Source organism: Pseudoalteromonas sp. MMG012, assembly GCF_018100875.1.
GTDB lineage: Bacteria > Pseudomonadota > Gammaproteobacteria > Enterobacterales > Alteromonadaceae > Pseudoalteromonas > Pseudoalteromonas aurantia.
This window is the reverse complement of record NZ_JAGJEF010000217.1, coordinates 1-626: the sequence shown is the minus strand read 5'-3', so window position 1 is coordinate 626 and position 626 is coordinate 1. Positions and strand designations below refer to the sequence as shown.

The 626-nt window shown below is 36.4% G+C and carries 1 protein-coding gene; it reads right to left on the bottom strand.

The window, feature by feature from the left end; all coding sequences use genetic code 11:
• Window positions 1–16: 16 nt before the first annotated feature.
• Window positions 17–478, bottom strand: coding sequence for a GNAT family N-acetyltransferase (locus J8L97_RS23115; RefSeq protein WP_211053073.1), 462 nt, complete (start codon window positions 476–478; stop codon window positions 17–19).
• Between the last annotated feature and the right edge of the window lie 148 nt (window positions 479–626).

Here is a 626-nt window from a genome sequence, read left to right as displayed (position 1 = left end):
AATGGCTGAATGCACTTTACTTTACGTGCTTCATGTATGTAGTACTGGTACCATTATCGATAACCTCATCAGCAATTTTTTTACATAGGCTATGAGACGCAAGATTATCTTTATCAACTTTAAGCTCAAGATAAAAATCTGAGATACCATTCCTAACAAACCCTTGCTTCATTTCATCAATGCTTTTAGCTAAAACCTCTTGTGCAAACCCTTTTCCTCGAAATTTTTTAAGGGTTGTAACTCCAATATCAAAACAAGGCTTCTCTTTATATGGATCTGTGTTTATAGCCACACAAGATGCTTTAATTCTGGTACCAGTCGCCATTAAAGCGTAAGTGAAACGTATTTGCCCCTCGAGCCTATCCATGTGAACCCTTAAGTCCTTATGAATTGCACCGGCATCAGTTTTGATTAGGTTATTATTTATAGCCTTTTGGAATGCTTTGAAAGCAATTTCCGCTGTTTCCTGATTATTCATATTACCTCTAACTAAAATGTTCTAAAAATGGGAGAGTGCTCAACTTTATAAAAGCCATTTAACGCCCCAATAAGGGGAAATTTATAGTTGGCTAAAATTGTTGAACGCAGTGAAAACAGCCAACTGTAAATTTTCCTGCTTGATTGCC